Source organism: Aquabacter sp. DMC10 (assembly GCF_056314145.1).
In genome coordinates this window covers 875,669-901,095 of sequence record NZ_JBQUYX010000001.1, presented here as the reverse complement: position 1 = coordinate 901,095, position 25,427 = coordinate 875,669, and the positions used below count along the sequence as shown (strand labels likewise).

Below are 25,427 nucleotides of genomic sequence, written 5' to 3'. Positions count from 1 at the left end.
TGATGGGCGCGGCCGGTCAGAGCCGGTCGCGCAAGGCGTAATAGGTGAGCCCGGCCACCATGAGAGGATAGCGCAGCAGCGTGCCCCCCACGAAGGTGGGCACGGGCAGCCGGCTCAGAAGGTCGAACCGACCCACCTGGCCCGCCACCGCCTCGGCGAGGATTTTCCCATAGAGCGGCGCCAAGGCGACGCCCTGGCCGCTATAGCCGGCCGAGACCAGCACCTGGCTCGACAGCCTCTGTACGAAGGGCAGGCGGGTCATGGTGATTCCCAGCGTGCCGCCCCAGGCATAATCGAGCCGCGCATCCGCCAATTGCGGGAAGATGCGCAGCATGAAGGGGCGCACGAAGCTCTTCACGTCCTCGCGGAGCGTCCGCCGGTAATTCTCGCCGCCGCCGAACAGCAGGCGCCCGTCGGGCGTCATGCGGAAATAGTTCACCACGAAGCGGCTATCGGCCACTGCCGCGCCATTGGAGATGATCTCCCTCGCCCGCGCGCCCAGGGGTTCGGTGACCGCGATGTAATTGTTGATGGGCATCACATGGGTGTCGACCCGCCCGTCGAGCCCGTCCATCAGCCCATTGCCGCACAGGAGCAGCATATCGGCCTTCACGGAGCCGCCGCCCTCCGTCTCCACGGTCACGCCGCCGCCGGCCCCGTTTTCCCGGAAGCGCACCGCGCGGGTGCCCTCGTGGATGCGCGCCCCGGCTGCCAGCGCGGCGCGGGCAAGCCCGAGGGCGAAGTTGAGCGGATGCAGGTGCCCCGCCCCATGGTCGATCATGCCACCATAATAGCCGTCCGACCCCACCAGCGCGCGCAGCTGCGCCCGGTCCAGGAGGTCGATGCGGTCATAGCCATATTCGGCCTTCAGGCGCCGCACATAGGCCTGCGTCATCGGCACGTAATTGGGCTTGTGGTCGGCGATGATAAGGCCGTCCGTCAGGTCGCAGGCGATGGCGTGCCGCGTGACCAGGTCCCGCACCAGGGCCTTGGCCTCCTCGGCCAGGGCCCAGAGCTTGCGGGTGTCGTCCTTGCCCACAGCCGCTTCCAGATAGTCCACGTCGCGGCGCTGGCCGGAATGGATCTGCCCGCCATTGCGGCCGGACGCCCCGGAGGCGATGCGTCCGCCCTCCAGCACCACCACGCTGAGCCCGCGCTCAGCCAGGTGAAGGGCGGCGGACAGGCCCGTATAGCCGGCGCCGACAATGGCGACATCCGCCGTGACGGAACCGCGCAAGGCAGGCTGTTCGGGCAGGAGGTCCGCCGTCGCGGCGTACCAGGAAGGGGGATGGCCGGTGAGCTTCATGACATCATACGCCGCAAAAGGCCGCGCGCCGGGGCGCGCGGCAGAACGGGGCGTTGCGCCTCAGACGTTGAGCAGGAGATATTCCCGCTCCCAGGGGGAGATGACGCGCATGAAGGTCTCGAACTCGGCCTGCTTGACCGCCGAATAGGTGGTCACGAAGCTCTTGCCGAGCACTTCGGCCAGGTCGTCATTCTCCTCGAAGGCGGCCACCGCCTCCAGGAGCCCGCGCGGCAGGTCGAAGTCGAGATTCTTGGCGTCCCCTTCCAGCGGCTCGGTGGGGCGCAAGCCCTTGATCATGCCGAGATAGCCGCAGGCCAGTGACGCAGCGATGACCAGGTAGGGATTGGCGTCGGACGAAGGAACGCGGTTTTCCACCCGCCGCGCGGCCGGGGTCGCCGGGGGCACGCGCAGGCCGGCAGTGCGGTTGTCATAGCCCCACTGCACGTTGATGGGCGCCATGGAATCGCGGGTCAGTCGCCGGTAGGAATTCACATAAGGCGCCAGGATGCACATCACCGCCGGCAGGTATTTCTGGTGTCCCGCCAGGAAGGAGAAGAATTCCGGCGTCGGGTCGCCATCCTCGTCGGAGAAGATGTTCTTGCCATTCTCCGCCGAGACGACCGACTGGTGGATATGCATGGCGCTGCCCGGCTCGTTGGCGATGGGCTTGGCCATGAAGGTGGCGTAGATCTTGTGGCTGAGCGCCGCCTCGCGGATGGTGCGCTTGAACAGGAACACCTGGTCGGCGAGCTCCAGCGGGTCGCCATGGCGCAGGTTGATTTCCATCTGCGCCGCGCCGTCCTCGTGGATCAGCGTGTCGATCTCCAGGCCCTGGGCCTCGGAATAATCGTAGATGTCCTCGAACAAGGCGTCGAACTCATTCACCGCCTGGATCGAATAGGACTGCCGGCCGATCTCCGGCCGGCCCGAGCGGCCCACCGGGGGCTTCAGCGGATAGTCCGGGTCCGTGTTGGGCTCCACCAGGTAGAATTCGATCTCCGGCGCCACCACCGGCTTCCAGCCGTGCTTGGCATAAAGCGACAGCACGTGCTTGAGCACCTGGCGCGGCGCCAGCTCCACAGGGCGGCCATCGCGGTGGAAGGCATTGTGGATCACCTGGGCGGTGGGGTCCTGCGCCCACGGCACTGTGCACAGGGTGGAGAAGTCCGGCTCCATCACCAGGTCGGAATCGGCGATCACCGAATCCACCAGGCCGTCATAGTCGGGATATTCGCCCGAAATGGTCTGGAAGAAGATGGAGAGCGGCAGGTTCATGACGGGCGAGGAGAAGAACTTCGACGCCGGCATGATCTTGCCGCGCGCCACCCCGGCGAGATCCGGCACGGTGCACTCGATTTCCGTGATGCCCCGCGCGGCCATCCAGGCCTTCGCTTCGGCAAGGGTCTTCACACCGCGCGGCACCTGAGCCGCTTCCTGATCGCCCGCTTTTCGTTTCGCCATGACGTCCTCTGGCGTGACCAAACGCACGCCCACCAAGGGAACACCTCCGCACGGTGAGGTGTCAACGCGGGCGTTGCAGTTCATTTTGGGATTCAGGGAGAACGAGAGCGGAACGAATCGCGAGCGAATCGAGTCACGGTCCGGTTCACGCTTCGCCCCCTACTAAAAGTCGTGGGTTCGCCTGCACGGGTCACAAACGCGCGGCGGTATCTCACGGCTTGGGTGCATTCACCGGAATGGTCTTCTCCTTGGCTTCCGTGGTGAAGCTGGTCGCCTCGAACAGGACGGTACCCACCAGGGTTGCCACCTGAACCTTGAACGGCGCCATCAGCCGGGTGCCCGCGATGGGCACCAGCCAAACGTGCATATCCTTGTTTTCTTGCATGTATTTGACGGTGCTGCGGGTCGGCCGGTGTCCGGCCACCGGCACATAGCGGGCCTGGCACACCACAGCCTTGCCGGAGAAGCCCTTCTCGATCTTCACGTCCTCCACCCGCTCGAAGGACAGCACCACGTCGAAGCGCTGGCGGCCGTCGAAAACCGGGATGGTCCTGTCGCAGGCGGCCGCCGAGAGCATGTCCACCTTGCCGGGAACGGAGACGAAGGACCCGGTCAGGGGATCGGTCACATTGACCAGATGGGCGTCGGTGATCTCGATCCGGTCGGGATAAGGCTTGGGCGGAGGGGTGACGTCCAGGTCCTTCACCACATTGTCGGTGATGGCGAACTTGATGGCCTCGTCCTTGCCGTCGGCCTTGGCGCTGACCGCAAAGAGGCGCGGGATGGACTTGCCGGCCGCGATGCTGCCCCGTGCCGCGGCACTGCCCTTGCCCGAGGAGATGGCGCGCATCACGCCTGTCACGCGCCCACTGCCGATGATGTCGTAGCCGCTATCGGTGGCGTCCACCGTCACATCCGCGCGCCCGACCTCGATCCCCGCAAGCGACAAGGCATATTTGGCTTCGAGGCGACCGTCCGCCAAGGCGGGACCCGCAATGGCGCAGAGCCCCACCCCGATCATCGTCGACAGCGACTTCGGACCCAAGGTGGCAAAAGCTTGCATCATGCGTGTTTCCGGGCCCGTCGGCAGTTCCGCAGGGCGATGCATCATGGCCTTCCGCATGGCCCCAGAAGGCGGCTGAACTGTGGCTGCGGATCCATAGGGGCCCCGGCGCCGCCTGTGAAGCACCCTGTCACGGGTGCCGAAACCTTTGTTGGTCATTGACTTTGCGCGCGACAATACCGATGTTCCCACTTCGCCTGACATTGGTGCCGGGCCTTGGCGCGTCGATCCGCGCCGGCTGTGCCACGTCCGGCCATGTTCAATGGCAGAGGAGATTATCGCCATTCGCCGCCCCATGAGACCCGTCGCGCCGGAGAAGGATGGCCCGCGCGTCAACGAAGAGATCCGCATCCGCGAAGTTCAGCTCATCGACCAGGAAGGGCAGAACCTGGGCGTGATGGCCACGCGCGAGGCGCTGCTGCTGGCGCAGGAGGCCGGGCTCGATCTCGTGGAGATCTCGCCGAACTCCGCGCCGCCGGTGTGCAAGATCCTGGATTTCGGCCGGTTCAAATACCAGAACCAGAAGAAGGCCAGCGAGGCGCGCAAGAAGCAGAAGGTGGTCGAGGTTAAGGAGATCAAGCTCCGCCCCGGCATCGACACCCATGATTACGAAGTCAAGATGAAGGCGATGCAGCGCTTCTTCGAGGAAGGCGACAAGGTCAAGGTGACCCTGCGCTTCCGCGGGCGCGAGATGGCCCATCAGGACATCGGCTTCAAGCTGCTTCAGAAGCTGAAGGAAGACGTGGCGACCATCGCCAAGGTGGAGGCCGAGCCCATGCTCGAAGGCCGCCAGATGATTATGATCCTCGCGCCGCGCTGAGCCGCGCGCAGGACGCCCAAAGAAAACGCCTCCGCGGTCCACGCGGAGGCGTTTTGCTTTTGGGGGCTTGTCGCCGCAGGGCCGGCGTCAGGTGCAGGGGCGCCGCTGCCCGTCATACCCCATGTAGGTGCCGGTCGAGGGATCAAACGAGCGGTACTTGGACGAGCAATAGGCGACCCAATCGCTGGAGCGCGGCGCCGCCGAGGCGGAATTGGCCGCCGCTGCGGCTGCGGCACCCAAAGCCAAGCCGCCGATGACGCCGGCGGCCACCGCCGCGCCATTGTTGTTGCAGCCGCCCCATCCGCAATTGCGGTAGCCGGGACCATAGGCATAAGGCCCGCCGCGCCAGCCCGGGCCTCGATAGCCGGGATTGCCGCGCCAGCCCGGGCGACCCTGCCACCCGGGCCCCGGACCACCACGGTGATGGCCGCGATACTGGACCTCGGTGGCCCCACTGGCCTGTGCCGTGGTGCCCTGAAGCGGGGCCACCGGGCCGAGCGCGCCGGCCGCGGCACCTGCAACACCCGACAGGAAGAAGGTGCCCGCCGCGGCGATGGCCAGGACGCGCCCCTTGAAGCTGTGCGAAATGCGTTTCATGGCAATGTCTCCTTACGGAAACAACGCCGGACGCGCGGAACGGATCGACGGGCTCGCGGACCTGTGATGCGCCGGGAGGTATCAAACGGCCCCTCAGGCGGGTGCAAAGGGATGCCCCCGGTCCTCTCCCGGGGGGAACCGTCCTCACGAGATCCTTACGAGCCCTCAAGGGGCTCTCCACCGCCGGCGGGCGATGGAGACACGAGGTCGCCGAGCGGTCACGGGCAGGAATGGCGGCGCCCGTCGTAGCCCAGATAGGTACCCGTGCGCGGATTGTAGGATTTGAAGCGCGCCGAGCAATACGCCACCCAATTGCCATAGGCCGGGGCGGGCGGGGGGGCGCTCGCTGCTGCCGACCCGATGATGACGCCGGTGGCAAATCCCGGCCCGAAGCCCCATCCCGGGCCCCATCCCCATCCCGGACCCCAGCCGGGGGCGTAGCCCCATCCGCCGTTCCAGACCGGGCGCGGCCCCCATCCGGGACCCCAGCCAGGACCTGGACCCCAACCGGGGCGAGGGCCGGGACCCCACCCCGGTCCCCATCCAGGACGTGGTCCCCATCCAGGACCGGGGCCTCCACCCCATCCCGGGCGCGGGCCAGGGCCCCAACCGGGGCGTCCGCCCCAGCCGGGTCTGCCGCCCCAGCCGGGGCCGCCGCGATATTGGACGGGCTCGGCCGCCAGCGGCGAGGCGAGGGCCGTGGACTTCAAGTGGGGAGCCGCCCCGAGGCGCAAGGCCTGGGCCTGCGCCCCCGATGCCGGGATCATCAGGGCGGCGGTGAGGAGGGCGGATGAAACACACAGCGAACTGCGCATGGGACGTCTCCTTGCCGACACCAGCTATAAGGCGCGGCCACAAGCTTTTGATCCGCTTGGATGGCCTGATCTCACCGAAGTGACGCGGCGGCATGAGGGCGCCAAGTGGGCGCCAAGTGGGCGGCGTCGGGCGCCTTGGCGGCATCGGTGAGGCGGCTTGCCTTTTGGGCGCGCCTCCTGTAACGAGTGCGGCCTTCGGACCGGCCGGCTGATAAAGGGCTGCCGCGCGGGTTCATGATGCTCACAGCAACAACCGGCTGGAGAGGTTGCGCCCCGCGCGCGATGCCTTTCGGCCACGGAGAGCCAAATGCCCAAGATGAAGACCAAGTCGGGAGCGAAGAAGCGCTTCCGTCTGACGGGTTCGGGAAAAGTGATTGCGGGACAGGCCGGCAAGCGCCACGGCATGATCAAGCGGACCAACAACCAGATCCGCAACCTGCGCGGCACCACCATCCTGTGCGAGAGCGATGCGCGCATCATCCGCAAGTCGTTCCTGCCGAACGGCTGACGCCACCGCGATCTGAAGGAGATTTCCCATGGCCCGCGTCAAACGTGGCGTTACGTCCCACGCCAAGCACAAGAAGGTCTTCAAAGCCGCCAAGGGCTTTTACGGCCGTCGCAAGAATACCATCCGCGCTGCCAAGTCGGCCGTCGAACGGTCGATGCAGTATGCGTATCGCGATCGCAAGGTGAAGAAGCGGAACTTCCGCGCCCTGTGGATCCAGCGCATCAATGCCGGCGTGCGCGCCCTTGATCTCGACCTGACCTATTCTCGATTTATCGATGGTCTCGGCAAGGCCGGGATCGAGGTCGACCGCAAGGTGCTCTCGGATATCGCCATCCACGAGCCCGACGCGTTCAAGGCCCTGGTGGAGAAGGCCAAGGCCGCTCTGGCCTGACCTTTCACCCCCGCCCTTTCCGAGACCCGATGAGCCCCGGCGGATTTCCGTTCGGGGCTTTTCGTCTTGGGGAAGGGCTGGCTATAAGCAGCGCGCCTTCCCCTGGATGTTCGTCTTGCCGGATGTGTCCGGCCATCCCCGGGGCTGCGCCTCGATCGCTTCGACCGCGCGCGTGCCATTAAAGGACTGAGGTCAATGTCCGAACTCGTTCTCACCGACCATCCCGGCCTCGACGCGCTGGAGCGCGAGATTGCCAGCGGCATCCTGGCCGCCGGCGACGAGGCGGCGCTCGAACAGGTGCGCATCGCCGCGCTCGGCAAGAAGGGCTCCGTCTCCGAGCTCCTGAAGTCGCTGGGCGCCATGAGCCCCGACGAGCGCAAAATGATGGGCCCCGCCATCAACGGCCTGCGTGACCGCATCCAGGGCCTCATGGCCGTGCGCCGCGAGACGCTGAAGGCCGCCGCCCTTGAGGCGCGCCTCGCCACCGAGCGCGTGGACGTGACGCTCCCTGTGCGCGAGGCACCGGCCGAGATCGGCCGGGTGCACCCCATCGCCCAGGTCACCGAGGAACTGACCGCCATTTTCGCCGACATGGGCTTTGCGGTGGCGGAAGGGCCGGACATCGAGACCGACTTCCATAACTTCACCGCGCTCAACTTCCCCGCCGGCCATCCGGCGCGGGAGATGCACGACACCTTCTTCCTGCCGCCCGGCGCCGATGGCGAGCGCAAGGTGCTGCGCACCCACACCTCCCCGGTGCAGGTGCGCACCATGCTGTCCCAGAAGCCGCCCATCCGCGTCATCTGCCCCGGCCGTACATATCGCTGCGACAGCGACCAGACCCACACCCCCATGTTCCACCAGGTGGAAGGCCTCGTCATCGACAAGGGCTCGCATCTGGGGCACCTGAAGTGGATCCTGGAGGAGTTCTGCAAGGCCTTCTTCGAGGTGGAGCGCGTCACCATGCGCTTCCGCCCGTCCTTCTTCCCCTTCACGGAGCCCTCCATGGAGGTGGACATCCAGTGCGACCGCTCACGCCCCGGCGAGATCCGGTTCGGCGAGGGCAATGACTGGCTGGAAATCCTGGGCTGCGGGATGGTGCATCCCAACGTGCTGCGCAATTGCGGCATCGACCCGGACGAATACCAGGGCTTTGCCTGGGGCATGGGGATCGACCGCATCGCCATGCTGAAATACGGCATGAACGACCTGCGCGCCTTCTTCGAGGCCGACGTGCGCTGGCTCTCCCATTACGGCTTCCGGCCCCTGGACTTCCCGACCCTGGCGGGCGGGCTGAGCGCGTGAGCTGGAAGAGGATCTGAGATCATGAAATTCACCCTCTCCTGGCTCAAGGAGCATCTCGACACCCCCGCTTCCCTCGACGAGATCGTCGAGCGCCTCACCCTCATCGGGCTCGAGGTGGAAGGGGTGGAGGACAAGGCCAAGGCCCTTGCCCCCTTCGTGGTGGGCGAGGTGCTCACCGCCGAGAAGCATCCCAATGCCGACAAGCTCCGGGTCTGCACCGTCACCACCGGCGGCGCGCCCATTCAGGTGGTGTGCGGCGCCCCCAATGCGCGGGCGGGCCTGAAGACGGTCTTCGCCGCCCCCGGCACGGTCATTCCCGCCACCGGCACGGAGCTGAAGATCGGCAAGATCCGCGACGTGGAAAGCCGCGGCATGCTGTGCTCGGCCCGCGAAATGGGGCTCTCCGAAGAACATGACGGCATCCTGGAGCTGCCGGCGGATGCCCCCGTCGGCGCTCCTTTTGCCGAGGTTCTCGGCCTTGGGGACCCCGTCATCGAGATCGCCGTCACCCCCAACCGGGCCGATTGCCTGGGCATCTGGGGCGTGGCGCGCGATCTGGCCGCCGCCGGCCTCGGCACGCTGAAGACCCGCGACGTGAAGCCGGTGGAGGGCACCTTCCCCTCGCCGGTCCAGGTGCGGCTCGACTTCGGCGATACGCCCTCCCTCTGCCCGCTCTTCGCGCTGCGGGTGGTGCGGGGCGTGAAGAACGGCCCCTCGCCGGACTGGCTCCAGGCCAAGCTGCGCGCCATCGGCCTGCGGCCCATCAATGCGCTGGTGGATATCACCAACCTGCTCACCATGGATCGCGACCGGCCGCTCCACGTCTTCGACCTGAAGAAGGTCCACGGCGACCTGGTGGTGCGGCGGGGCCGGACCGGCGAGAGCCTGCTGGCGCTCGACGGGCGCACCTATGCGCTTGACGACACCATGTGCGTGATCGCCGACGACAAGGGCGTGGAGAGCCTTGCCGGCATCATGGGCGGCGAGGAATCCGGCTGCGACGAGGGCACCACCGACGTGGTGATCGAATCTGCGCTCTGGGAGCCCATCAACATCGCCCAGACCGGCCGCAAGCTCGGCATCAATTCCGACGCCCGCTTCCGGTTCGAGCGCGGCATCGACCCGGCCTTCGCGCTGCCGGGCCTGGAGCTGGCCACGCGCCTCGTCATGGACTTGTGTGGCGGCGAGCCCTCGCAGGTGGTGGTGGCGGGCGCGGAGCCCGACACCCGCCGCACCATCGATTTCCCCCTCTCCGAGGTGAAGCGCCTGTCTGGCCTTGAAGCCTCTGAGGCGGAGATGGTCGGCGTGCTGGAGCGGCTCGGCTTTGCGGTCAGCGGGTCCGCGCCCGTGATCCAGGTGGTGCCGCCCTCCTGGCGCGCCGACGTGGAGGGGAAGGCAGACCTGGTGGAAGAGGTGGTGCGCATCCTGGGCTTGGCCCGCGTGCCCTCTACCGAATTGCCGCGCGATGGCGGCGGCCGCCGGCCCGTGCTCACCGCCCTTCAGCTGCGCACCCGCAAGGCGCGCCGGGCGCTGGCGGCCCGTGGCTTGGTGGAAGCGGTGACCTGGTCCTTCGTCTCCAAGGCGCAGGCGGAATTGTTCGGCGGCGGCAAGCCGGAATTGGCGCTGTCCAATCCCATCGCCTCCGAACTGTCCGACATGCGCCCGAGCCTGCTGCCCGGCCTCATCCGCTCGGCCCAGGCCAATGCGGACCGGGGCTATGGCGATGTGGCCCTGTTCGAGGTGGGGCAGGTGTTCGCGGGCGACCAGCCGAAGGACCAGACCATGTCCGCCGCCGGCCTGCGCCGGGCGACCGCCAGGCCCTTCGGGGCCGGCCGCCACTGGTCGGGTGCCGCCAAGCCGGTGGATGCGTTCGACGCCAAGGCCGACGCGCTGGCCGCGCTCGCCGCCTGCGGCGCGCCGGTGGCCAATCTCCAGGTTACGGCGGATGCGCCCGGCTGGTATCACCCCGGCCGCTCGGGCAGCTTCCGCCTGGGGCCGAACGTGATCGGCGTGTTCGGCGAACTGCACCCCTCGGTGCTGGAGGCCCTCGACGCTTCCGGCCCGCTGGTGGCGTTCGAGCTGACGCTGGACCGGGTGCCGGAGCCGAAGGCCAAGGCCACCAAGGTGAAGCCCCTCATCGACCTCTCGGCCTTCCAGCCGGTGCGGCGCGACTTCGCCTTCATCGTCGACCGGACGGTGGGTGCGGCTGACATCCTCAAGGCGGCCCAGGGCGTCGACAAGAAGCTCATCACCGGGGCGAGCGTGTTCGACGTCTATGAAGGCGCGGGCATCGACTCAGCCAAGAAGTCGGTGGCCATCGAGGTCACCCTCCAGCCGCGCGAACGCACGCTCACCGATGCGGAAATCGAGACGGTGGCGGGCAAGATCGTCGCCGAAGTGAGCAAGAAGACCGGCGCCACGCTGCGCGCGTGATCTCGGTCTTAAGGGATGGGTGCGGGCGGCTCAGGCTGCCCGCGCCACCACCACCAGCCCCGGGACCGGGACGCCTTTCTCGGTGCGGGTGGAGACGGCGGCAAGCTCCAGGGGCGTGAAGCCAGCGGCCGCGAGCGCGTGCTCCACATAGGCGCGGCCATGGGCATAGCGCAGCGTGTCGCGCAGGATCACGCCGTCCCCCGCGTGGGTCTCCACCGTGAAGGCCAGGAGCCCCTCCGGCGCAAGCGCCCGACGGGTGGCGGCGAGGATGTCGGCGAGGTCTCCCAGATAGCAGAAGGCGTCCGCCGCCAGCACCAGATCGGCGCTTTGGGGGGCCTGGTCGCGCAGGAAGGCCACCATCTCCCCCACATGGAGCGCGGCATAAAGGCCGAGCCGCTCCGCGCGCTCCACCATGGCGGGGGCGAGGTCCACGCCCTCCAGCACCGCGCACCAGGGGGCGAACAGCGGCGCGGCCAGCCCGGTGCCGCAGCCCAGATCCAGCGCGCGAGCAAAGGCCGGGGCGCGGCCGAGGCGCTGGCACGCGGCGTCCACCGCCGCCGCCAGCACTTCCGGCCCGCGATAGGACAGCTTCTCCCGCAAGGCGGTGTCGAATCGGCCGGCATATTGGTCGAACAGGGTGCGCACGAAATCCGCCGACATGGCGCCTTCCGCCGGCCGGGCGCCGAGGCGGGCGAGGCGCAGGCCCGCGCCCAGCGGGTCGGCGGCATCGCGGGCGAGGGCCGCCTCATAGGCGGCGATGGCGGGCGCGGTGAGCCCGAGCCCTTCGCGCACCTCGCCCAAGAGGAACCAGGCGGCGAGAAAATCCGGCGCCTCTTCCACCAAGTCCGCCAGCATGCCCTCGGCGGCTTCGCGCTCCCCGCCCTCCGCATAAGAGCGTGCCCAATCCAGGCGCCGGTCGAGGGCGGGATGTCCCGAAGAATGCAACATGGCGCGCTACCTGGTCTCGCCCTTGTGGATCGCGCCCCCATATAACGGAGAACCATGCGCCCGGAAGACCTGCTGCGTCCTTCGCCCCGCGGCCTTTATTGCCCCGTGGGCGACTTCTACATCGATCCGACCCGCGCGGTGGACCGCGCGGTGATCACGCACGGCCATTCCGACCATGCCCGCGCCGGCCATGGCCATGTGCTGGCGACGGAGGAAACCCTGCGCCTCATGGCCATCCGCTATGGGGAGGATTTTGCCGGCGCCAGCCAGCCGGTGGCCTATGGGGAGAGCGTGGAGATTGGCGGCGTGCGTCTCACGCCCCATCCGGCGGGCCATGTGCTGGGCTCGGCGCAATGGGAATTGTCCTGGCGCGGGCTCACCATCGTTGCGTCCGGTGACTATAAAGACGCCTTCGATCCCACCTGCGCGCCCTTCGAGCCGGTGCGCTGCCACGTCTTCATTTCCGAGGCGACCTTCGGCCTGCCGGTGTTCCGCCATCCCGATGCGGCATCGGAGACGGCCAAGCTGCTGGCCTCCGTGCGGCTGTTCCCGGAGCGCACCCACGTGGTGGGCGCCTATTCGCTGGGCAAGGCCCAGCGCATGATGGCGCTGATGCGGGAGGCAGGGTTTAGCGCGCCGATCCTCATCCATGGGGCGCTGGAGGCCATCAGCGCCTATTATGCCAGCCAGGGCATCGCGCTCGGCGAATTGCGGCCGGTGCGCGGCCTCAAGAAAGCGGATCTGGCGGGCGCTGTGGTCATCGCTCCGCCAATGGCGCTCTCCGATATGTTCCTGCGTGGCTTTCCCGAGCCCGTCAGCGCCTTTGCCTCCGGCTGGATGCGGGTGCGCGCGCGGGCGCGCCAGCGGGGCGTCGACCTGCCGCTGGTGGTCTCCGACCATGCCGACTGGGACGGGCTCATCGCTTCAACCCTCGCCACCGGCTGCGAGGAATTGTGGGTGACCCACGGGGCGGAGGATGCCTTGGTGCATTGGGCGGGCACGAAGGGCCTTCGGGCCCGCCCGCTCCACATGGTCGGCTATGGCGAGGAGGAAGAGGAGGCGGCTCCTGCTTCCACGTCCGAAGCCAAGGAGGCGGCGCCATGAACCGCTTCGCCGCTTTGCTCGATCGCATGGGCTATGAGGCCGGCCGCAATGCCAAGATCCGCCTGATGGCGGACTATTTCCGCACGACGCCCGACCCCGAGCGCGGCTATGCGCTGGCGGCGCTCACCGGCGCGCTCTCCTTCGCCAATGCCAAGCCGGGCCTCATCCGCGCGCTCATCGCCGAGCGCACCGATCCGGTCCTCTTCGCCATGTCCTACGATTATGTGGGCGACCTGTCGGAGACGGTGGCCCTCATGTGGCCGGTGGCGCCCGAGGCGCGGCCCAACCGGGCGCCCGAACTCTCCGAGATCATCGAGGCGCTCCACACCACGCCGAAGCGCGACCTGCCGGTGCGCCTCGCCCATTGGCTGGATGGCCTCGACGAGACCGGCCGCTGGGCGCTCTTGAAGCTCATCACCGGCGCCCTGCGGGTGGGCGCCTCCGCACGCTTGGCCAAGACGGCGGTGGCGAGCCTCGGCGACCTTGAGCCGGACGCCGTGGAACTGGTCTGGCCGGGCCTCACGCCGCCTTATCTTGACCTCTTCGCCTGGGTGGAGGGGCGCGGACCCGCGCCCCGCAGCGACAATCCCGCCCCCTTCCGGCCGGTCATGCTCTCCCATCCCCTGGAAGTGGGCGACCTCGACACCCTCGCCCCCACCGACTTCCGGGCCGAGTGGAAGTGGGACGGCATCCGCGTCCAAGCGGTGGCGGGGCGCATGGCGGATGGCAGCCGCATGGCCCGCCTCTATAGCCGCACGGGCGAGGACATTTCCCCCGCCTTTCCCGACCTCATGGAGGCGCTCGACTTCGAGGGCGCGATCGATGGGGAATTGCTGATCCTGAAGGACGGGCGCGTCCAATCCTTCAACGTCCTGCAGCAGCGCCTCAACCGAAAGGCCGTGACGCCCAAGATGCTGCGGGACTTCCCCGCTCATGTGCGGGCCTATGACCTGCTGGTGGATGGCACGCAGGATCTGCGCGACCTGCCTTTCCTGGAGCGTCGCGCGCGCCTGGAGGCTTTGATCGCGCGCACCGCCTCACCCCGGCTGGATCTCTCGCCGCTTGTGCCCTTCGGCACCTGGGAGGAACTGGTCGCCGCCCGCGCCGAGCCCGCCTCCGCCGGGGCGGGGGAAGATGCCGAGGCAGTGGAAGGGGTGATGCTGAAGCGGGCGGACAGCCTCTATCTGCCCGGCCGGCCCAAGGGACCGTGGTGGAAGTGGAAGCGCGATCCGCACTCTGTGGACGCGGTGCTGATGTATGCCCAGCGCGGCCACGGCAAGCGCTCGTCCTATTATTCCGACTACACTTTCGGGGTCTGGACGGTGGCCGAGGGGCAGGAGGTGCTGGTGCCCGTCGGCAAGGCTTATTTCGGTTTCACCGATGCGGAGCTGTTGCAGATCGACCGCTTCGTGCGCGCCCACACGGTCAATAAATTCGGCCCGGTGCGGGAGGTGGTGCACACGGCCGATGAGGGGCTGGTGCTGGAGGTGGCGTTCGAGGGGCTCGCCCGTTCCGCCCGCCATCGCTCGGGGGTGGCCATGCGCTTTCCCCGCATCGCGCGCCTGCGCTGGGACAAGCCGCCCCGCGAGGCGGACCGGCTGGAAACCCTGGAAGCCCTGCTACGCACGGAGCCGGGCGTGGCGCAGGACTGAAACCGCCCCGCGCCCTCGGCCTCTTATTGCGTGACCCAGATCACCCGCGCGATCCACAACAGGTCGGTGGTGGCGAACTGGCGGTCCTCATGTTCGGGATTGAGCGAGCGCAGCTCCACCGTGCGGGCGGTGCGGCGGACCAGTTCCTTGGCCATCACCTCGCCCTCGCGGGTCTTGACGATCACCCGGTCCCCCCGGCGCACGGAGGCGGTGGGCGAGACGATGACGATGTCGCCCTCCCGATAGACCGGCAGCATGGACTCGCCGGCAATTTCCAGCGCATAGGCATGCTCATCCTCGACGCCGGGAAAGACGATCTCGTCCCAGCCCGCGCCCACCGGAAAGCCGGCATCGTCGAAATAGCCGCCCTTGCCGGCCTGGGCGAGGCCGAGATGGGGAATGGTGCGCAAGCGCGCCGGGGCCGGCGCTTCCTCGGCAAAGCCGGGCTGTGCGGGGCGCGGAGCAGGGGGCGTAGCCTCCCGTCCTTCGAGGAGGGCGGTGAAATCCTCAATGCTGGCGCCGGTGGCATCGAGCACCTTGGCGATGCTCTCGGTGGAGGGCCAGCGGGGGCGCCCGTCGGCGGTGATGCGCTTGGAGCGGTTGAAGGCCGTGGCGTCCAGTCCTGCCTTCTTGGCAAGTCCCGACGCGGAGAGGCCGTGCAAGGCGGCGAGGCGATCCAGGGCGGTCCACACCTGGCCGTGGGTGAGCATCTGCATGAGGTGATCCGTCAAGCCGAGCCGTTGAAAGCGCCGCCCACGCCCCATGCGCAGGCGAGAAGCCGGAAGGAGCGCCCTGCCCACTCCCCCTGCCTCCGTCACGCCCGCGGGCCGGGCCACGCTCCACCATCGGTGGGCGGCACTTCCCGCAGATGTAGGAAAATATGGTTTAATCGAGGAAATGTCCAGGAATTTTGTCTTGAAAACGCCGACTTCTTCTTCCGCGCCGGGCCTCGTTTGAATTGCCGCGTCCGCTCAAGACTTTACCCCGTCGCGCCCGCCGCCTGCCTAAGCTTGGCGCCGGGAGAAAGTTGCAGAGGGGAGCCGCAGCGCGTTTCGGAGGTAAAAGGGTATACTGGGCGGGATGGTGACTGCATCTTTCCAACCCGGCGCCTCCTGCTGTAGAGCCGGGGCAGGGAGGACACCGGATGACCGTCGCCGATTCCGTGGTTTACAAGATCGCCCCCGCCGCCCTGTGGGCGGAGGCGGAGGCGGCCGGGCAGTTCGTGGGCGCGCCGGTGGACCTGGCGGACGGCTTCATCCATTTCTCCACCGCCGCGCAAGTGGCGGAGACCGCCCGCAGGCACTTCGCCGGCCAGGCGGACCTGCTGCTGGTGGCGGTGGAGGTTCAGCGCCTGGGCGAACAACTGCGCTGGGAGCCCTCGCGCGGCGGCGCGCTGTTTCCGCATCTTTATGGCGTGATGCCGCTGGCGGCGGTGCGCTGGGTCAAGCCGCTCCCGCTCGGCGCGGACGGCACACATGCCTTTCCCGACTTGCCCGCCTGACCTTCAGATCAGCGCCAGGGAGAAGGGCTCGCCCTCATAGGCGTCCCGGCCGCGGCCGATGGCCTCGATGGCGCGCACCATGCGCCCCTCCCGCCGCAGCGCCCGGTCCGCCAGCGCCACCAGGCGTGCATTGGGGGTCGCGGTCGGCGACGCCGATCGCAGGGCGGCGGCGATGTCCGCCTCGTCCCGCTCCGGCAGCAGGGCGCAGACCGTGGCATAGGCGGCGGCGGTGGAGCGGGAGATGCCCGCATAACAATGGATCACCAGCGGCGCCTCGCGCGGCCAGGCCCGGACGAACTCCAACAGCTCGTTCATATGCGCCTCACCGGGTGCCACCAGTCCTTCCATCTCCACCACGATGTCGTTGATGCCGAGGAAGAGATGGTTGGTGGGGTCCACATTGGACGGCCGGGTAAAGACCGTCCCGCCATTGATGAGGCTGATGACGTGGCGCGCGCCAGTGGCCTCCACCGTCGCATGGAGACGGGCGAGGGAGCAGACATGGATCATGACGCAAGCTCCTCGAATCGGGCGATGAAGCGCGCCTTTGCCTCATCCGCCGTCCAGGGTGTGAGATAGTCCTTCTCCACGTCGCCGTCGAGGCGCACCGGACGGCCGAAGAAGGCCAGCGCTTCCTGCGCCTCGAAGCCGGCCAGATGGGTGGCCTCCAGATAGGCGGCGGCCCGATCCGCCACCTTGGCCACCTTGACCAGGGCATCCGGCCACACGGGGGGCAGGCCGAAGCGCACGGAGATGGCGCCCAGAAGGCGCATTTCCACCGCCTTGTAGTCGCCCCCCAGCACCGCCTTGAAGGGCGAGATCATGTCGCCGATCACATATTCGGGTGCGTCATGCAGCAGCACCGCCAGGCGCCAGCGGGCATCGATGTTGGTGGCGGTGCGCCGGGCCAGGCGCTCCACCAGAAGGGAATGCTGAGCCACCGAGAAGATGTTGTCGCCCCGGGTCTGGCCGTTCCAGCGCGCCACGCGGGCGAGGCCATGGGCGATGTCCTCGATTTCCACATCGAGCGGGGACGGGTCCAGAAGATCAAGCCGCCGCCCGGAGAGCATGCGCTGCCAGGCACGCGGGGCCGGGCGGGCGGCCTTACCGGCGGCGGCGGTACGGGCGGGGGAGGGGCTATCGGGCGTCTGCGCCATCTGGAACTCGATCAATCTTCAGTCTTTGTGCGAAAGGTCCGCCCGATGGGGCCGTCTTTCAACTCCAGTCCGACGCGCATTCGCCGTCGCCTGCGCTCGGGTATAAGGATGAGGTCCAAGGAGCAAGGCCCGAACATGACAGAGCCGGTCCGTCCCACCCTCGCCGCCAGCGCCGCCGTCTTCCGGGACGGACGCGTGCTGCTGGCGCGCCGCGGCTTCAATCCGGGCCTTGGCCTGTGGAGCCTGCCCGGCGGACGGGTGGAGCCGGGAGAGACCGTGGCACAGGCGGCGGCGCGGGAGGTGATGGAAGAAGTGCAGGTCGAAGCGCAGGTGCTGGGCGTCGCGGCGGTGCTGGATTTCATCACCCATGACTCGGCGGGCCTGCTGAAGAGCCATTTCGTTGTGGTGTCCCATGTCGCCCTCTGGCGGGCGGGCGAGGCCCAGGTGGGGGAGGAGGCCACCGAGATCGGCTGGTTCCTGCCGGAGGAGGTGGCGGGTCTTGCAACCACCCGCGGCCTTTCCGATGTGGTTCTGCGCGCCGCGCAGCTCCTCGCCCTGCCGGCCTCGACCGGAGCGGCTTGACCCGGCGGCCGGAACGCGCGACGACACGCCCATGCGCCGTGCTGCCTTGCTTCCCGCTTTCCTGTGCCTTGCCATTGGCGCGACGGGCGCGCGCGCGGCGGAAGGCTCGACACCGCCCTACGAGACCGATCTGCTGCGCCTCGCCGAAATCCTGGGCGGCCTGCATTATCTGCGCCCCCTGTGCGGCATGAGCGCCGAGGCCCAGAGCTGGCGCAACGAAATGCAGGGCCTGATCGAGACCGAGCAGCCCTCCGATACCCGCAAGGCGCGGCTCGTGGCGGCTTTCAACCAGGGCTACAACAGCTACGCCCAGGTCTATCGCACTTGCACCCCGGCGGCCGCCGTGGCGGTGCAGCGCCAGCTGGATGAGGGGGCCCGCCTGTCCCACGAGATCGTGGTGCGCTACGGCGGCAACTGACGCCGCCTGATGGTTCTCACGCCGGTGTGCGGGGATGCTTCAGCGCCCGTTAACCTTTCGTTTAGAACTTGCACGACGCAGCGTCGCGCTGTGGTAGGGAAGGAACGCGCCCAAATGACGGGGCGCCGGAGGCCCCCTTGTCCAGCATCAGTTCTTACCGTCCCTCCAAGGAGATCGCCGAGGCCGCTTCCGACGAGCGCCATGCGGCCTTGTCCTATCTGGACGATGCCTGGGTGGAAGCCATGCGGGATGGCCTCGACGAGGATTGCATGGTGCATGCGGCGCTGTTCACCGCCCTGCGCCGGCTGGTCTCCACCTATGGCGAGGACGCCTGCGCCGAATATGTGGAAAGCCTGTCCGCCCGCATCCGGGCGGGCGAATATACGGTCATTGGACCCCGCCAGTAAGGCGATAGCCCGCCGGCGCGCGGGCCCTTATGCCGCCGGCTCCAATGCCACGCGGGCATAGGCGGTAAAGGCCCGGTCGTCGCCAGCCGGACCACGGGCCGCGATGAATTGGTCGGGCCGCACCAGCACCCAGCCGGGTCCCGAAAAGCCGTAGCGCTGGAGCAGCTCCGGCGCGTCGCTCTCCTCGATCCCGAGGGCGGGGCCGATGCGCGCCGCATGAGCCCGCAGCGCGCCATGGACCTCCGGTGCTCCCAGCAAAAGCAGGGTGTGCCGGGCGCCGGACAGCCGGGGCCAAAGGGAGGCTCCCGCCACGATCGCATCCCGCGCGCGGTGACCGGGCGCCGGTGTGCCAGCGGCCGCCAGGCGTTCCACGGCCTCCAGCAGCGGGCCGCTGTCATAGGCAATGTCGGTTTCCGACAGCTCCACCTGGAGTTTGCGGCGGACCACCGGCAGGCGCGAAGCAACGGAGACGAGGGCATCGCGCACGACGCGGGTGGCCGTGCTGGTGGACACCATGCCGAAGCGCAGCTTCTGCGCGGCACCCGCCACCACGTGTCGCGCCACCGGCCGACGCTCGGCTTCGTAGCTGCCCAGGAGCGCATCGGCGACGCCCCGTCCCGCCAGAACGGCCGCAAGCTTCCAGCCCAGGTTCATGGCGTCCTGGATGCCCGTGTTCATGCCCTGGCCGCCCGCCGGGCTGTGGATGTGAGCGGCATCGCCCGCCAGGAAGACCCGGCCCCGGCCATAGCTAGCGGCCAGACGCTCGTTGACGCGGAAGGCGGAGAGCCATGTGGGATCGCGGGCGACGACGCCGAGGCCCGACGCGGTCAGGTGACGCTGGATTTCCTCCAGCGTCGGCGGTTCCTCGGAGGCCGGGTCCTCCCGCATGGCGAAGGTGCGCCAGATCCCGGGCGTGACCGGGAAGAGAGCGACCGAGCCGGCAGGGCTCCACCAGATATAGATGGAGGCGGGGTCCAGCGGACCGTCCATGCGGGTGTCGGAGAGAATGAAGGTCTGTGGCTCCGTAAAGCCCTCGAAGGGAATGTCGAGGCCATGCCGGACTGCGCTGCGCGCTCCGTCGCAGCCCACCAGGAACGAGCAGGGCGCCTCCTCTTCGTCCCCATCGGCGTGCTTGAGGCGCGCTTCCACCACCGTGCCGGCTTCTGAAAAGCCGAGCAGTTCCACGCCGCGCTCGATCTTGACGCCGCTTTGGGCCAAGCGCTCAGTGAGGATGACCTCGGTCTGCGACTGGGGCAGCAGGAGTGTGAAGGGGAAGGGGCTGTCCACGCCCTCGGCGATGGGCATGGCGGCCAGGGGATGGGTGCCATCACCAATTCGGATGTTTTCCATCCGCATCCCGTCCGCGATGAACCGCTCTGCCAGGCCGAGCGCCCCGAAGGCCTCCAGGCTGCCGCTCCACACCGCCAGCGCCTTGGACACCGCCGCCGGGGCTGCCAGCTTGTCGATGATGCGGAACGGAATCCCTAGCGTCAGCAACGCATTGGCCAAGGTCAGGCCGGTCGGGCCCGCGCCGACAATCAGGACGGGTGAGGGGGGCGCCATCTGTGATCTTCCCTGCTTGTCCCACCGCCCATTACGGAACGATGGATGCACGCGCAGGTCAAGGCGAGAATGTTCCACGCACCAGAGCGGGCAGGCGCAGCGCCTGGAGGCCGCCGCGGGCGGCCAGGAACACCAGCAGCGCCAGCCACAGGCCCGCATTGCCCAGCACCGACAAGGCAAAGAAGGCCAGCAGATAGGCCGCAAGCGCGGCCACCATCAGGTTGCGCATGTCCCGCGACCACAGGGCGCCGATATAGATGCCGTCAAAGGCATAAGCGAAGACGCCCACCACCGGCAGGACGGCCGCGAAAACGAGGAAGGTGCGCGCGGCGGCGCGCACGTCGGCATTGGTGGTCATGAGGTCGATCACCAGCGGCCCGACGGCGAGATAGACAAGGCAGGCGGCGAGGGCGACGCCAAAGCCCCACAGCAGCACAAGGCGTATGCCCTTCATGAAGGAGGCCCGGTCCCGCGCGCCCACCGCCTGGCCGCAAATCTGCTCGGCAGCCGTCGCGAAGCCGTCGAGGAAATAGGCGGCCAGCAGCACCATATTGTTGAGCAGGGCATTGGCCGCCAGCGTCACGTCGCCCGATCGCGCGCCTTGAGCGGCGAAGAAGCCGAAGGCGAACATGAGGGCGGCGGTGCGGATCATGATGTCGCGGTTGAGCGCGAGGGTTGCTCCCATCTCCCGCCGGTCCAGCAGGACCGCACGCGGCACGGCGAGGCGATAGCCCAGGAGCCGGGCGCACAGGGCGAGCCCGGCCAGGGCGCCGGCGATCTCGGCCGCCAGTGTGCCGGCCGCAGATCCCGCGACGCCCCAGCCAAGGCCCAGCACCAGCCAGATGGTCAGCGCGGTGTTGATGAGACTGATGCCCACCTGGAGCGCCAAAGCGTGGCCGGTGCGGCCGAGGCCCGTGAGCCAGCCGAGCAGGGCATAATTGGCGAGGCTGAAGGGGGCGGCGAAGATGCGCACCTGGAAATAGGTCGCCACAGCGCTGTTCACCTCGGGGGAGGCGCCGCCCAAGGCAAGCGCCGCGGCTTCGATGGGATGGCGCAACAGAATGAGGGCCAGGCCACAGGCAAGGGCCAGCAGCAGCGCACGGGCGAGCACCGCCCGCTCTTCCAGCTTGTCCCGGCGCCCGACCGCCTGGGCGGCAAGGCCCACCGTGCCCATGCGCAGGAAGCCGAAGCCCCAGAACAGGAAGTCGAACACCACCGCGCCCAGCGCCACCCCGCCGATGAGCGCCGCATCGCCCAAGCGCCCCACCACGGCGGTGTCGATGATCCCGAGCAGCGGCGTGGTCAGGTGCGCCACCGTCATGGGCAGCGCAATGGCGAGCACGCGGCGGTGGCTCACCTCAATGGCGCCCGCGGCGCCCGATGCCGTCGACATGATTCAGCGCAGGCCGCGAAACAGCCGCAGGATCAGCCACAGCGGAAAGACGATCACCGCGCCCAGCAGAAAATAGCGCCACACATGGGTCAGCGCATCGAAGCCGAAGCGGCCGATATAGTCGATCAAGTCGGTGAGGCTCCGCAGGATGTTGCGCGGATCAAGGCCGAGGGCGGCCAGGATGACGCCCACCACCACCGACAGCAGCACCAGGCGCACCAGGACCATCACCGGCGAGCCGCCGATGAACCGCGTCATGTCGTTGCGCCCGTCGTTCATCAGGGACCACTCCCGCCACGCGCCGCCTGGCGGCGCATCCGCGACCGGATGTAGCACGCCGGCGGGGGAGGAGGGAGGCCGGCCCGTGCAGACGCCGCCCGGCGGGACCGGACGGCGGTGCAGGGCTGGTCCTCAGCTTCCCGGCTGGGCCACCACGCGCAGATAGGGCTTCACCGTCTTCCAGCCCTCGGGGAACTTGGCCTTGGCGGCCTCGTCCGAGACGGAGGGGACGATGATGACGTCGTCGCCCTGCTTCCAGTCCACCGGGGTGGCGACGGAATGGCGGGCGGTGAGCTGGAGCGAATCGATGACCCGCAGGATTTCCTGGAAGTTGCGCCCCGTGCTCGCCGGATAGGTGAGCGTGAGCTTCAGCTTCTTGTCCGGCCCGATGATGAAGACGGCACGCACGGTGGCGGTGTCGCTGGCATTGGGGTGGATCAGGTCATAGAGGTCGGAGACCTTGCGCTCGGAATCGGCGATCAGCGGGAAGTTCAGCTGCGCGCCAGTGGCGTCGGCGATGTCCTGGACCCAGGCCGGGTGATTTTCGAGGCTGTCCACGGACAGGCCGATGACCTTGACGCCGCGCTTGTCGAATTCGCCCTTCAGGTGCGCCACCTGGCCAAGCTCGGTGGTGCAGACCGGGGTGAAGTTCTTGGGGTGCGAGAACAGGACGCCCCAGCTGTCGCCCAGCCACTCATGGAAGCTGACAGGCCCCTGGGTCGTCTGCGCGGTGAAATCGGGAACCACATCTCCGAGGCGAAGCGTCATGACCGTCTCCAATGAACATAAATTCTACGGATTTAGTTCATTAATAACACGGCGGATGCGGGTTCGGAAGGGTGCGGGGACGGGAAGTGTGAAATGCCGCATGGAAGACGCGCGCCGGGTGTCGACGCGCGTCCAAAGGGTCAGGCGGCCGCCAGTTCCCCGGCCAGCGCCTTGGCGATGAGCGCGCGGGTCTCCGGGATGCCATAGGCCGCCACGAAGGTGCCGAAGCGCGGCCCTTCCTTCTCGCCCAGCAGCAGCTCATAGAGCGCGCTGAACCAGGCGAAGGAGACGCCGGGACCGCCATTGGGCCCCTTCTTCTTGAGGTCCTGGTAGCGGGGAATGGCCCGGGCCACGTCCAGCACCGCATTCTGGATCGCCTCGCGATCCTCCCCGTCCAGCACGGACAGCGCCGCGTCCAGGGCGCTGAGTGCCTCGGCCTCGGTCTCGTCCGGCAAGCGGTAGGTGCGGTGCGGCTTCACCCGGTCGACGAAATAGCGCACCGCATAGCCGGCCAGTTTGTCGAGGGTGGGATGGCTTTCCGCCGATACGCCCGGCGCATAGCGTTCGATGAAGCGCCACAGCACGCCCTTCTCCTCCGCATTGGAGGCGGAGGCGAGCTTCAGCATCAGCCCGAACGACAAGGGCAGCTCTTCCACCGGCGGGTTGCCCGCATGGATATGCCACACCGGATTGCCGAGGCGGGTCTTCCAGTCCTGCGTGGGATAGCGGGCCAGGAAGTTGAAATATTCGTCCACCGCCTTGGGGATGACGTCGAAATGCAGCTTTTTGGCCGAGCGGGGCGACTGGAACATATAGAGCGCCAGGCTCTCCGGGCTCGCATAGGTCAGCCACTCATCAATGGTCAGGCCGTTGCCCTTCGACTTGGAGATCTTCTGGCCCTTTTCGTCCAGGAACAGCTCGTACACGAAATGCTCGGGCGCGACGCCGCCGATGATCTCGCAGATGCGGTCATAGATGGGCGCGTTGGTCTGATGGTCCTTGCCGAACATCTCGAAATCCACGTCGAGCGCGGCCCAGCGGGCGCCGAAATCCGGCTTCCACTGCAGCTTCACCTTGCCGCCGGTGACGGGCAGCGTGGTTTCGGTGCCGTCCTCGTCGTCGAAGGTGATGGTGCCGGCCTTCGCGTCCACCGCCTTCAAGGGCACATAGAGCACCCGGCCCGAAATGGGTGAGATGGGCAGGAAGGGCGAATAGGTGGCCTGCCGCTCCTCACCTAACGTGGGCAGCATCACTTCCATGATGGCTTCGTACTTTTCCGCGGCCTTCAGCAGCACGGGGTCGAGCTTGCCGGAGGCGTAATATTCGGTAGCGCTGGCGAATTCGTACGCGAAGCCGAACGTGTCCAGGAAGCGCCGCAGCATGGCGTTGTTGTGGTCGCCGAAGCTGGCATAGCCGCCGCCGAACGGGTTCGGCACGCGGGTGAGCGGCATCTGGAGATAGGGCTTCAGCGCGGCGGGATCCGGCACGTTTTCCGGGATCTTGCGCATGCCATCCATGTCGTCCGAGAAGCACAGGAGCCGGGTGGGGATCTTGTCCTCGGTGAGGATGCGGAAGGCGTGTCGCACCATGGTGGTGCGGGCCACTTCGCCGAAGGTGCCGATATGGGGCAGGCCCGAGGGGCCGTAGCCGGTCTCGAACAGCACCTCGTCCTTGGGATGGCGCTTCAGCCGCTCGACGATTTTCCGGGCTTCCTCGAACGGCCAGGCGGCGGCGGTCTCGGCGACGGTCTTCAGCTCGCGGGCAAGATCGGCCGGATCGACGGGGGCGGACGAGGGTTCGGTCATGACGGAAGGCTCCAAAACGGGCCGCGACGAGAGGCTGCATCCTAAAGTCGAGGCACCCGCCTCGATTTAGGTGGTGAAGAGCTCTCTATCAACGATTTAGAGGCGCAGTGGGCGGGCCGGGACGATTCGACCCGCCGTCCCAGCCTCTAGTCGCCCATTCGGCACTCCGTCAACGCATGGTCCGTCAACGCATGGCAGGTGCCGCCGCCGGTCCCCGCCTCACTTCGCGCGGCGGCGGGCGAGCGGGATCACCAGATGCACCATCCCCACCACCATGAAGGGCACAGCCAGGAGCGTGGTGCCCCAGTGGGTCCAGCCGGCGGTGATCGGGGCCAGCAGTTCGAGCAGGAGGTTGATGAGGGTGTAGGCCCCCGCCATCAGGATGCCGAGAAAGCGGATGTGGCCGAGAAAAGCGAGCAGCGGCATGGGAGGTCTCTTGCATAAACGAAACGATCCGTTTCGATTTAGATTTGATATATACGATCCGTTTCGTTATGCAAGAGGAAAGTGCGCTGCGGCGCTCGGGAGACCCACATGCCGGACCCTCAGGCCAAGACCGAACGCCGGGCGTCCATCGGCGCCCGGCGCAATCCCGCCACCGAGGCGGCCATCATCGCCGCGGCGCGGGAGTTGCTGGAGGAGCGGGGCTATGCCGGCTTTTCCTTCGACGAGGTGGCGCGCCGGGCCGGCGCCGGCAAGCCCACGCTTTATCGCTGGTGGCCCACCCGGGCCGACATGCTGGTGGAGGTCTATTCGACCGAAAAGGCCGCCCGTATGTCGGCGCCCGACACCGGCACCTTGCCGGGGGATCTGCTCACCTACACGCTGGCGCTCTGGGCCTTCTGGCGCGACACGCCCACGGGCCGCGCCTTCCGGGGGCTCATTGCCGAGGCGCAAGCCGGCGAGGCGGCACAGATCCTTCTGCGGGAGAAATTTCTCCCCGAGCGGCTCAAGGACGTGCGGGCCATGTTCGAGCGGGCTGTGGGGCGGGCTGAAATCGAGGCGGATGCCGTGGAGGATCTGATCGGGCTTTATGTGGGGTTCAACTGGTTCCGCCTGACCACCGGACGCATTGACGACGATGCCCCCGCCATCGCCCGCATGGCGCAGCTCCTCGCCCGAGGCGGAGCCCCCTTACGGGCAGCCTGACG

Annotated in this window: 27 protein-coding genes; 12 read left to right on the top strand and 15 right to left on the bottom strand. The window is 68.0% G+C overall.

The window, feature by feature from the left end; genetic code table 11:
• Positions 1-16: 16 nt before the first annotated feature.
• The 3 genes from ACT54L_RS04115 to ACT54L_RS04105 all read right to left on the bottom strand — a co-directional run bounded on the left by ACT54L_RS04115 (position 17) and on the right by ACT54L_RS04105 (position 3,833).
• Positions 17-1,306, bottom strand: coding sequence for an NAD(P)/FAD-dependent oxidoreductase (locus tag ACT54L_RS04115; RefSeq protein ID WP_476084256.1), 1,290 nt, complete (start codon positions 1,304-1,306; stop codon positions 17-19).
• 60 nt (positions 1,307-1,366) lie between these two features.
• Positions 1,367-2,767: a glutamine synthetase family protein gene (locus tag ACT54L_RS04110; RefSeq protein WP_476084255.1), complete on the bottom strand. Its 1,401-nt coding sequence runs from the start codon at positions 2,765-2,767 to the stop codon at positions 1,367-1,369.
• Positions 2,768-2,978: 211 nt separating this feature from the next.
• Entirely contained in the window at positions 2,979-3,833 is an 855-nt protein-coding gene (locus ACT54L_RS04105) for a DUF3108 domain-containing protein (RefSeq protein WP_476084254.1), read from the bottom strand.
• 280 nt (positions 3,834-4,113) lie between these two features.
• Here ACT54L_RS04105 and infC point away from each other — a divergent pair, with 280 nt between their 5' ends.
• Positions 4,114-4,650 (top strand): translation initiation factor IF-3, encoded by a 537-nt coding sequence (gene infC, locus ACT54L_RS04100; RefSeq protein WP_476084412.1) that lies wholly within the window; start codon positions 4,114-4,116, stop codon positions 4,648-4,650.
• Positions 4,651-4,737: 87 nt separating this feature from the next.
• On the opposite strand, the gene ACT54L_RS04095 is transcribed toward infC, so the two are convergent.
• Entirely contained in the window at positions 4,738-5,247 is a 510-nt protein-coding gene (locus ACT54L_RS04095) for a BA14K family protein (protein ID WP_476084253.1), read from the bottom strand.
• Between the two features lie 218 nt (positions 5,248-5,465).
• Positions 5,466-6,014, bottom strand: coding sequence for a BA14K family protein (locus ACT54L_RS04090; RefSeq protein WP_476084411.1), 549 nt, complete (start codon positions 6,012-6,014; stop codon positions 5,466-5,468).
• Between the two features lie 355 nt (positions 6,015-6,369).
• Here ACT54L_RS04090 and rpmI point away from each other — a divergent pair, with 355 nt between their 5' ends.
• The 4 genes from rpmI (at position 6,370) to pheT (ending at position 10,699) form a co-directional block, all read left to right on the top strand.
• A complete protein-coding gene (rpmI, locus tag ACT54L_RS04085) occupies positions 6,370-6,570 on the top strand; it encodes a 50S ribosomal protein L35 (RefSeq protein ID WP_476084252.1) in 201 nt (66 codons plus the stop codon).
• Between the two features lie 28 nt (positions 6,571-6,598).
• Complete coding sequence (gene rplT, locus ACT54L_RS04080) at positions 6,599-6,961, top strand: 50S ribosomal protein L20 (protein WP_121622522.1); 363 nt, start codon at positions 6,599-6,601, stop codon at positions 6,959-6,961.
• 195 nt (positions 6,962-7,156) lie between these two features.
• The gene (gene pheS, locus ACT54L_RS04075) at positions 7,157-8,266 is read left to right on the top strand and encodes a phenylalanine--tRNA ligase subunit alpha (protein ID WP_476084251.1); all 1,110 of its coding nucleotides are present in this window, start codon (positions 7,157-7,159) and stop codon (positions 8,264-8,266) included.
• A 21-nt stretch (positions 8,267-8,287) separates the two neighbouring features.
• Positions 8,288-10,699 (top strand): phenylalanine--tRNA ligase subunit beta, encoded by a 2,412-nt coding sequence (gene pheT, locus ACT54L_RS04070; protein WP_476084250.1) that lies wholly within the window; start codon positions 8,288-8,290, stop codon positions 10,697-10,699.
• 30 nt (positions 10,700-10,729) lie between these two features.
• On the opposite strand, the gene ACT54L_RS04065 is transcribed toward pheT, so the two are convergent.
• Positions 10,730-11,647: a class I SAM-dependent DNA methyltransferase gene (locus ACT54L_RS04065; protein WP_476084249.1), complete on the bottom strand. Its 918-nt coding sequence runs from the start codon at positions 11,645-11,647 to the stop codon at positions 10,730-10,732.
• A 54-nt stretch (positions 11,648-11,701) separates the two neighbouring features.
• On the opposite strand from ACT54L_RS04065, the gene ACT54L_RS04060 reads away from it, so the two are divergent.
• Both ACT54L_RS04060 and ACT54L_RS04055 read left to right on the top strand, forming a co-directional pair.
• Positions 11,702-12,751 carry a ligase-associated DNA damage response exonuclease gene (locus tag ACT54L_RS04060; protein WP_476084248.1) on the top strand — a complete coding sequence of 350 codons (1,050 nt, stop codon included), beginning with the start codon at positions 11,702-11,704 and terminating at the stop codon, positions 12,749-12,751.
• Positions 12,748-14,403, top strand: a complete 1,656-nt coding sequence (locus ACT54L_RS04055) for a cisplatin damage response ATP-dependent DNA ligase (RefSeq protein WP_476084247.1) — start codon at positions 12,748-12,750, stop codon at positions 14,401-14,403. The genes ACT54L_RS04060 and ACT54L_RS04055 overlap by 4 nt, the downstream gene beginning before the upstream one ends.
• A 23-nt stretch (positions 14,404-14,426) precedes the next feature.
• On the opposite strand, the gene ACT54L_RS04050 is transcribed toward ACT54L_RS04055, so the two are convergent.
• On the bottom strand, positions 14,427-15,119 hold the full coding sequence (locus ACT54L_RS04050; RefSeq protein ID WP_476084246.1) for a S24 family peptidase: 693 nt from the start codon (positions 15,117-15,119) through the stop codon (positions 14,427-14,429).
• Between the two features lie 428 nt (positions 15,120-15,547).
• Here ACT54L_RS04050 and ACT54L_RS04045 point away from each other — a divergent pair, with 428 nt between their 5' ends.
• Positions 15,548-15,904, top strand: a complete 357-nt coding sequence (locus ACT54L_RS04045; protein WP_476084245.1) for a DUF952 domain-containing protein — start codon at positions 15,548-15,550, stop codon at positions 15,902-15,904.
• A 3-nt stretch (positions 15,905-15,907) separates the two neighbouring features.
• On the opposite strand, the gene ACT54L_RS04040 is transcribed toward ACT54L_RS04045, so the two are convergent.
• Positions 15,908-16,414, bottom strand: a complete 507-nt coding sequence (locus ACT54L_RS04040; RefSeq protein ID WP_476084244.1) for a tyrosine phosphatase family protein — start codon at positions 16,412-16,414, stop codon at positions 15,908-15,910.
• Positions 16,411-17,061 carry an HD domain-containing protein gene (locus ACT54L_RS04035; RefSeq protein ID WP_476084410.1) on the bottom strand — a complete coding sequence of 217 codons (651 nt, stop codon included), beginning with the start codon at positions 17,059-17,061 and terminating at the stop codon, positions 16,411-16,413. The genes ACT54L_RS04040 and ACT54L_RS04035 overlap by 4 nt, the downstream gene beginning before the upstream one ends.
• 135 nt (positions 17,062-17,196) lie before the next feature.
• Between ACT54L_RS04035 and ACT54L_RS04030 the strand changes: the two genes are divergently transcribed.
• The 3 genes from ACT54L_RS04030 to ACT54L_RS04020 all read left to right on the top strand — a co-directional run bounded on the left by ACT54L_RS04030 (position 17,197) and on the right by ACT54L_RS04020 (position 18,468).
• Positions 17,197-17,643, top strand: a complete 447-nt coding sequence (locus ACT54L_RS04030; RefSeq protein WP_476084243.1) for an NUDIX hydrolase — start codon at positions 17,197-17,199, stop codon at positions 17,641-17,643.
• A 31-nt stretch (positions 17,644-17,674) separates the two neighbouring features.
• A complete protein-coding gene (locus ACT54L_RS04025) occupies positions 17,675-18,061 on the top strand; it encodes a TIGR02301 family protein (protein WP_476084242.1) in 387 nt (128 codons plus the stop codon).
• Between the two features lie 137 nt (positions 18,062-18,198).
• The gene (locus ACT54L_RS04020; RefSeq protein WP_476084241.1) at positions 18,199-18,468 is read left to right on the top strand and encodes a hypothetical protein; all 270 of its coding nucleotides are present in this window, start codon (positions 18,199-18,201) and stop codon (positions 18,466-18,468) included.
• 27 nt (positions 18,469-18,495) lie between these two features.
• Here the strand turns inward: ACT54L_RS04020 and ACT54L_RS04015 are convergent, their stop codons facing one another.
• The 6 genes from ACT54L_RS04015 to ACT54L_RS03990 form a co-directional block, all read right to left on the bottom strand.
• Positions 18,496-20,031, bottom strand: a complete 1,536-nt coding sequence (locus tag ACT54L_RS04015; protein WP_476084240.1) for an FAD-dependent monooxygenase — start codon at positions 20,029-20,031, stop codon at positions 18,496-18,498.
• 58 nt (positions 20,032-20,089) lie between these two features.
• Positions 20,090-21,424, bottom strand: coding sequence for an MATE family efflux transporter (locus ACT54L_RS04010; RefSeq protein ID WP_476084239.1), 1,335 nt, complete (start codon positions 21,422-21,424; stop codon positions 20,090-20,092).
• 3 nt (positions 21,425-21,427) lie between these two features.
• Positions 21,428-21,703, bottom strand: coding sequence for a DUF6460 domain-containing protein (locus ACT54L_RS04005; RefSeq protein WP_476084238.1), 276 nt, complete (start codon positions 21,701-21,703; stop codon positions 21,428-21,430).
• A 132-nt stretch (positions 21,704-21,835) separates the two neighbouring features.
• Positions 21,836-22,471, bottom strand: a complete 636-nt coding sequence (locus tag ACT54L_RS04000) for a peroxiredoxin (RefSeq protein WP_476084237.1) — start codon at positions 22,469-22,471, stop codon at positions 21,836-21,838.
• Between the two features lie 140 nt (positions 22,472-22,611).
• Positions 22,612-24,276: a lysine--tRNA ligase gene (locus ACT54L_RS03995; protein WP_476084236.1), complete on the bottom strand. Its 1,665-nt coding sequence runs from the start codon at positions 24,274-24,276 to the stop codon at positions 22,612-22,614.
• A gap of 219 nt (positions 24,277-24,495) precedes the next feature.
• A complete protein-coding gene (locus ACT54L_RS03990) occupies positions 24,496-24,702 on the bottom strand; it encodes a hypothetical protein (protein WP_476084235.1) in 207 nt (68 codons plus the stop codon).
• Positions 24,703-24,810: 108 nt separating this feature from the next.
• On the opposite strand from ACT54L_RS03990, the gene ACT54L_RS03985 reads away from it, so the two are divergent.
• Positions 24,811-25,425 carry a TetR/AcrR family transcriptional regulator gene (locus ACT54L_RS03985; RefSeq protein ID WP_476084234.1) on the top strand — a complete coding sequence of 205 codons (615 nt, stop codon included), beginning with the start codon at positions 24,811-24,813 and terminating at the stop codon, positions 25,423-25,425.
• The last annotated feature ends 2 nt before the right edge of the window (positions 25,426-25,427 follow it).

Excerpts from the sequence above, each read along its gene's own strand:
- ACT54L_RS03995 (WP_476084236.1), bottom strand. The coding sequence starts at position 24,276 with ATGACCGAACCCTCGTCCGCCCCCGTCGATCCGGCCGATCTTGCCCGC.
- ACT54L_RS04045 (WP_476084245.1), top strand. The coding sequence starts at position 15,548 with ATGACCGTCGCCGATTCCGTGGTTTACAAGATCGCCCCCGCCGCCCTG.
- ACT54L_RS04040 (WP_476084244.1), bottom strand. The coding sequence starts at position 16,414 with ATGATCCATGTCTGCTCCCTCGCCCGTCTCCATGCGACGGTGGAGGCC.
- pheS (WP_476084251.1), top strand. The coding sequence starts at position 7,157 with ATGTCCGAACTCGTTCTCACCGACCATCCCGGCCTCGACGCGCTGGAG.
- ACT54L_RS04095 (WP_476084253.1), bottom strand. The coding sequence starts at position 5,247 with ATGAAACGCATTTCGCACAGCTTCAAGGGGCGCGTCCTGGCCATCGCC.
- ACT54L_RS04055 (WP_476084247.1), top strand. The coding sequence starts at position 12,748 with ATGAACCGCTTCGCCGCTTTGCTCGATCGCATGGGCTATGAGGCCGGC.
- rpmI (WP_476084252.1), top strand. The coding sequence starts at position 6,370 with ATGCCCAAGATGAAGACCAAGTCGGGAGCGAAGAAGCGCTTCCGTCTG.
- ACT54L_RS04105 (WP_476084254.1), bottom strand. The coding sequence starts at position 3,833 with ATGATGCAAGCTTTTGCCACCTTGGGTCCGAAGTCGCTGTCGACGATG.
- ACT54L_RS03985 (WP_476084234.1), top strand. The coding sequence starts at position 24,811 with ATGCCGGACCCTCAGGCCAAGACCGAACGCCGGGCGTCCATCGGCGCC.
- ACT54L_RS04050 (WP_476084246.1), bottom strand. The coding sequence starts at position 15,119 with ATGCAGATGCTCACCCACGGCCAGGTGTGGACCGCCCTGGATCGCCTC.
- ACT54L_RS04090 (WP_476084411.1), bottom strand. The coding sequence starts at position 6,014 with ATGATCCCGGCATCGGGGGCGCAGGCCCAGGCCTTGCGCCTCGGGGCG.
- ACT54L_RS04030 (WP_476084243.1), top strand. The coding sequence starts at position 17,197 with ATGACAGAGCCGGTCCGTCCCACCCTCGCCGCCAGCGCCGCCGTCTTC.
- ACT54L_RS03990 (WP_476084235.1), bottom strand. The coding sequence starts at position 24,702 with ATGCCGCTGCTCGCTTTTCTCGGCCACATCCGCTTTCTCGGCATCCTG.
- ACT54L_RS04005 (WP_476084238.1), bottom strand. The coding sequence starts at position 21,703 with ATGAACGACGGGCGCAACGACATGACGCGGTTCATCGGCGGCTCGCCG.
- ACT54L_RS04015 (WP_476084240.1), bottom strand. The coding sequence starts at position 20,031 with ATGGCGCCCCCCTCACCCGTCCTGATTGTCGGCGCGGGCCCGACCGGC.
- ACT54L_RS04000 (WP_476084237.1), bottom strand. The coding sequence starts at position 22,471 with ATGACGCTTCGCCTCGGAGATGTGGTTCCCGATTTCACCGCGCAGACG.
- ACT54L_RS04010 (WP_476084239.1), bottom strand. The coding sequence starts at position 21,424 with ATGTCGACGGCATCGGGCGCCGCGGGCGCCATTGAGGTGAGCCACCGC.
- ACT54L_RS04065 (WP_476084249.1), bottom strand. The coding sequence starts at position 11,647 with ATGTTGCATTCTTCGGGACATCCCGCCCTCGACCGGCGCCTGGATTGG.
- ACT54L_RS04035 (WP_476084410.1), bottom strand. The coding sequence starts at position 17,061 with ATGGCGCAGACGCCCGATAGCCCCTCCCCCGCCCGTACCGCCGCCGCC.
- ACT54L_RS04025 (WP_476084242.1), top strand. The coding sequence starts at position 17,675 with ATGCGCCGTGCTGCCTTGCTTCCCGCTTTCCTGTGCCTTGCCATTGGC.
- rplT (WP_121622522.1), top strand. The coding sequence starts at position 6,599 with ATGGCCCGCGTCAAACGTGGCGTTACGTCCCACGCCAAGCACAAGAAG.
- ACT54L_RS04115 (WP_476084256.1), bottom strand. The coding sequence starts at position 1,306 with ATGAAGCTCACCGGCCATCCCCCTTCCTGGTACGCCGCGACGGCGGAC.
- pheT (WP_476084250.1), top strand. The coding sequence starts at position 8,288 with ATGAAATTCACCCTCTCCTGGCTCAAGGAGCATCTCGACACCCCCGCT.
- ACT54L_RS04110 (WP_476084255.1), bottom strand. The coding sequence starts at position 2,767 with ATGGCGAAACGAAAAGCGGGCGATCAGGAAGCGGCTCAGGTGCCGCGC.
- ACT54L_RS04060 (WP_476084248.1), top strand. The coding sequence starts at position 11,702 with ATGCGCCCGGAAGACCTGCTGCGTCCTTCGCCCCGCGGCCTTTATTGC.